Here is a 4,959-nt window from a genome sequence, read left to right on the forward strand (position 1 = left end):
GCGGTGCTGCGATTGGCGCGGGGGGGCCCGGCGGCGGCGCGGCGAGCGCGGGACGAGGGCGCGCCCGCCGCGGGGGGACGGTCAGGCGGTGCTGCCGCCGTCCGCGAGCAGGGTGCTGCCGGTCATGAAGGCGGCCAGGTCCGAGGCGCAGAACAGGGCCACGCGGGCGATGTCGTCGGGCACGCCGGGGCGGCCGATCGGGCCGTTGAGCATGAGCGGGGTCGGGGGCTGGTCGGCGGGGCGGGGTGCGGCGGCTGCGGCGGCGAGGTTGCCCTCGGTGGGGACGTGGCTGGGGGCGACGCCGAGGACGCGGATGCCGAGCGGGGCCAGTTCCAGGGCCAGTTCGCGGGTCAGGCCGCGGACGGCGTGCTTGGAGCCGACGTAGGCGGCCAGGCCCGGTGCGCTGCCCCGGAAGCCCGCCGTGGACACGATGTTCACGATCGCGCCGCCCGAGGTCATGCGCTTGGCGGCCTCGCGGGCGCCGACGAAGGTGCCGCGCGCGTTCACCGCGAACACGCGGTCCCAGGTGTCGTCGGCCAGTTCCAGCGCGGGGACGGCGGGGAAGACGCCCGCGTTGTTGACCCAGACCTCCAGGCCGCCCAGCTCGTCGACCGCGCGGTCGGCGGCGGCGGCGACCGAGGCGCTGTCGGTGACGTCCATGGCGCAGCCGAGGGCTCGGACGCCGTGCAGGCGGGCGACGTCCTCGGCGGCGGAGGTGGCGAGGGCCTCGTCGACGTCACCGATCAGCAGGTCGGCGCCCGCCTCGGCCAGGCGCAGGGCGATGGCCTTGCCGAGGCCGCGCCCTCCGCCGGTGACGACGGCGCGGCGTCCGGCGAGGGAGATCAGGTCGGCCAGGGGGTGGGCGGACACGTCGGCGGTGGTCATGGCGGGGTCCTCTCGGTGGGTCCGGGGACGGTAACCGCTGCGGTCGACAAAAGGCAACACTGTGGTGCCATTTGCCGGGCGGTTAGGCTCTGCCGGTGACCGAGCCGAGCAGGCGCACCAGGGGGGTGCAGCACGGGCCGCGCAGCCGCCAGGTGGTGGAGGCGGTGCGCGCCGCGACCCTGGCCGAGCTGGCCAGGGCGGGTTTCACCGGCGTCACCATGGACGGCGTGGCCAGGGCGGCGGGCGTGAACCGCACGACCCTCTACCGGCGGTGGCCGACGAAGGCCGCGCTGCTGGCGGACGTGGTGGAACCGCTGCTCGCGCGCTACGACGCCGATCCGGGCGCCGGGTCGCTGCGCGGGGACCTGCTGGCGCTGATGACCGTGATCCGGGACAACGCGGGCAGGCCCGAGGGGCGGGCGCTGATCGCGGCGGCGACGACCGGGGCGCCGGAGCTGGGCGAGCTGGTGCGGGCGGCGAACGCGCGCACGCTGGGGGCGTTCCACCGGGCGCTGGCCAGGGCTGCCGAGCGGGGCGAGCCGGTGGGGGACGCGGGGGTGATCGCGCACCTGGTGTTCCACGGGGTGGTGATGTGGGAGCAGGCGCACGGCGAGCCGCCGGGGGACGCGGACCTCGGGCGGATCCTGGGGGCGCTGCTGCCGGGACGGGGCTGAGCGGGCGCCCGCACCGGTCCTTGTCAGCCTCGAAAACCCTGCGCTACGGTCGGTCGGGAACGCTCCCGGCCGTATCTCCCGGAATACGTCGGCGGTGCCACGAGTCCTGCTCGCGAGGAGGCGAAGCGTGGATCGACGTGCCAAGCAGACTTCCGGGTCCCCCACCCGGCCGCCGGGGTTCGCCCGGCCGCCGGCCCTGGTGGCGGTCGCGCTCACCGCGCTGGCCTGCCTGGTCGCCCCGGCGCCCGAGGCGCGGGCCGCGACCAACCAGTTCCGGGGGGTGAACTGGGCCGTGCTGGGCGACAACTTCAGCACCACCGCGCTCGTCCCCCAGGGGCTCAGCCGCTCCGACAGCAACGCGACCGTCCGCGCCAAGGCCAACGCCCTCTACGACGACCTGGCGGGCACGCTGGGCGTCAACACCGTGCGGCTCCCGGTGAACACCCACACCGTGGCCGACACGACCTGGTGGAACGCCTACCGGGGCGCCGTCGACGCGGCCACCGCGCGCGGGTTCAAGGTGATCCTGGCCTACTGGGAGGACGGCGCGGCCTCCGGTGGGCGGATCACGAACACCGCCGCGTGGCACAGCATGTGGGCGGGGATCGTCGGCGCGTACGCGTCCAGCGGCAGCGTGTACTTCGAGCCGATGAACGAGCCGCACGGCTACACCTCCGCGCAGTGGCGCGACGTCGCGGCGGGCTGGCTCGCCACCCACCCCACCGCCCCGCCCGGCCGGGTGCTGATCGGCGGCACCGGGTACAGCCAGGACCTGCGGGACGTGTGCGGCGACAGCAGGTTCGCCTCGACGCTGCTCTCCGTCCACCACTACGCGTTCTTCGCCGAGGCGATGACCTACGACGCCTCCCGCGGCCACAGCCAGACCCGCCTGGGCAACTGCGCCTCGCGCGCGGTCGCCACGGAGTTCGGCGCGCCGATGTCCACCGGGCTCGACTACGCCGACGCGGGCAGCGCCGACAACTTCGTGCGCCACATCCGCGCCATGGCGCAGGTGATGCGCGACAACGGGATGGGCGGCACGTACTGGCCCGCGCTGGGCGGCAAGCCGACCGGGAACCTCGGGTACGACTCGTACTCGCTGTACGCGCTCAGCGGCAGCGGGACCGACCTGAACCTGAGCGTTCGCAACGCCTCCGGCGCGGACCGGCTGCGGTACGCCTGGGGCGACGGGTCGACGCCGCCGACCACGAACTACCGGGTCGACGTGCGGCACAGCGGCAAGTCCATGGACGTGCAGCAGCCGAACGGCGACAACGGGGCGCGCGTCGGGCAGTACGCGTACGGCGGGAACCCCTGGCAGCAGTGGCAGTTCCAGGACGCGGGCGGCGGGCACTGGCGGATCGTGAGCAGGAACAGCGGGCGGTGCCTCGACGTGGTGAGCGCGTCGACGGCGGACGGTGCCGAGCTGGTGCAGTACACCTGCGGGACCGGGGCGAACCAGGAGTTCCAGCTGGTCGCGTCGGGCAGCCACTTCCAGCTGAGGGCCAGGCACAGCGGCAAGTGCGTGGACGTGCCGTCCTCGTCGACGGCCGACGGGGTGGTGCTCAAGCAGTACCCGTGCAACGGCGGGGCGAACCAGCAGTGGACGCGCACCGCCGTGACCGGCTGAGCGGCTTGACCCTCCCCCAGGGAGAGGCCCCACCGTTCCCGGCATGAGCGCAGCGGGCAGGGGTGACCTGGTGGGGCGGCTGGCCGTCGTGGCCGGTGGCAGCAGGGGGACGGGGGCGGCCGTGGCGCGGCGGCTCGCCGACGAGGGGGCGCGCGTGGTGACCGTCGCCCGCGCGCCCGAGGGCGGCGGGCCGCTCGCGGTGCGGGCCGACCTGGGCACGCCGGAGGGCGTCGCGGCGGCGGCCGGGGCGGTGGCCGCGCTCGGCGTGCCGGACGTCCTGGTGCACGTCGTCGGCGGGTCGCGGACGCCGTCGGGCGGGTACGCGGTGATCGACGACGGGCTGTGGGAGCAGGAGCTGGCGCTGAACCTGCTGGCGGCGGTGCGCCTGGACCGGGCGCTGCTGCCCGGCATGGTGGCGCGCGGGTCGGGCGCGGTCGTGCACGTCACGTCGATCCAGCGGCGGTTGCCGCTGCACGGGTCGACGCTGGCCTACGCCTCGGCCAAGGCCGCGCTCGCCACCTACAGCAAGGGCCTGGCGAACGAGGTCGCGCCGAGCGGGGTCCGGGTGAACTCGGTCGCGCCGGGGTGGATCCGCACCGACGGGTCCGAGGCGCTGCTGGCCCGCCGGGAGCGCGAGGGCGGGCTCACCCGCGAGGCCGCGATCGCCGAGCTGGCCCAGGCGCTCGGCGGCGTCCCGCTCGGCAGGCCCGCCGAGCCGGAGGAGGTGGCCGAGGTGATCGGCTTCCTCGCCTCGGACCGCGCGGGGTCGGTGGTCGGCGCGGAGTTCGTGGTCGACGGTGGCACCATTCCGGCGGTGTGAGCACCGGGAGGGGGATGTGGTGGCGCGGTTGACGATCGGGGAGTTCTCCCGCATCACGCACCTGAGCGTCCGCACGCTGCGGCGGTACCACGAGCAGGGGTTGCTCGTGCCCGCCGAGGTGGACCCGGCGAGCGGGTACCGGCACTACCTGCCCGAGCAGGTCCGCCCGGCGCTGACGATCCGGCGGTTGCGGGAGCTGGACCTGCCACTGGCCGACGTGCGCCGCGTCCGGGGGGCGGGAGCGGGGCTGGAGGGGGCGGGGCAGGACGGGGCGGGGCAGGACGGGGCGGGTGCGGCCGGTGGGATCGTCGCCGCGCACCTGCGCAGGCTGGAGGACCGGCTCGGTCGCACGCAGCGCGCGGTGCAGGCGCTGCGCGAGCTGCTCGACCCCGGCGCCGAGCGGGACGTCGCCCTGGAGACCCTGCCGGGCGCGCGGGTGCTGGCGATCTCGCTGGACGTGCCGCCCGGCTCCGGGACGGGCTGGTACGACGACGCCATGCGCGAGCTCGACGTGGCGGCGGGCGACCGGCCGGTGCTGCCGCCCGGCGGCCGGTACGCGCACGGGCTGTTCACCGGCGACGGCGGGCGCGCCACCGTCTACCTGCCCACCGAGGCGGAACCGCCGCCCGGCGCGGCGCGCGCGCTGCGCCTGCCCGAGCGCACGGCCGTCGTCGCGGTCCACCAGGGCCCCCACGACGACCTCGACCTCACCTACGGCGCGGTCGGCTCGTTCGCGGCCCGGCGCGGGCTGGTGTCGCAGGGGCTGGTGGAGGAGGTGTACCTGACCTTCTCGCACAGCCCCATCCGCGACGAGACGGGCGCGGTGGGCGGCATCTTCCAGGCGGTGAGTGACGTGACGCGCGGGGTGCTCGGAGCGCGGCGGCTGTCCACTCTGCGCGCCCTGACGTCCGAGGCCCGGAGCGTGGAGGAGGCGGCGCACGCGTGCATGA

The 4,959-nt window shown here is 75.9% G+C and carries 5 protein-coding genes; 4 read left to right on the plus strand and 1 reads right to left on the minus strand.

What is annotated here, in order from left to right:
• Positions 1-81: 81 nt before the first annotated feature.
• Positions 82-885, minus strand: coding sequence for an SDR family NAD(P)-dependent oxidoreductase (locus ACTUAL_RS00545; RefSeq protein WP_096495631.1), 804 nt, complete (start codon positions 883-885; stop codon positions 82-84).
• Positions 886-980: 95 nt separating this feature from the next.
• Between ACTUAL_RS00545 and ACTUAL_RS00550 the strand changes: the two genes are divergently transcribed.
• The 4 genes from ACTUAL_RS00550 to ACTUAL_RS00565 form a co-directional block, all read left to right on the plus strand.
• The gene (locus ACTUAL_RS00550; RefSeq protein ID WP_096495632.1) at positions 981-1,559 is read left to right on the plus strand and encodes a TetR/AcrR family transcriptional regulator; all 579 of its coding nucleotides are present in this window, start codon (positions 981-983) and stop codon (positions 1,557-1,559) included.
• A 127-nt stretch (positions 1,560-1,686) separates the two neighbouring features.
• A complete protein-coding gene (locus ACTUAL_RS00555) occupies positions 1,687-3,189 on the plus strand; it encodes an RICIN domain-containing protein (protein WP_440898884.1) in 1,503 nt (500 codons plus the stop codon).
• 43 nt (positions 3,190-3,232) lie between these two features.
• Entirely contained in the window at positions 3,233-4,009 is a 777-nt protein-coding gene (locus ACTUAL_RS00560; protein WP_096495634.1) for an SDR family oxidoreductase, read from the plus strand.
• Positions 4,010-4,028: 19 nt separating this feature from the next.
• The coding region (locus ACTUAL_RS00565; protein ID WP_440898885.1) for a MerR family transcriptional regulator at positions 4,029-4,959 on the plus strand (931 nt) is incomplete at its 3' end.

This window comes from Actinosynnema sp. (genome assembly GCF_052038725.1).

What these genes read in the sequence shown, in the direction of transcription:
- ACTUAL_RS00545 (WP_096495631.1), bottom strand. Translation starts at nt 885, where the DNA reads ATGACCACCGCCGACGTGTCCGCCCACCCCCTGGCCGACCTGATCTCC.
- ACTUAL_RS00560 (WP_096495634.1), top strand. Translation starts at nt 3,233, where the DNA reads ATGAGCGCAGCGGGCAGGGGTGACCTGGTGGGGCGGCTGGCCGTCGTG.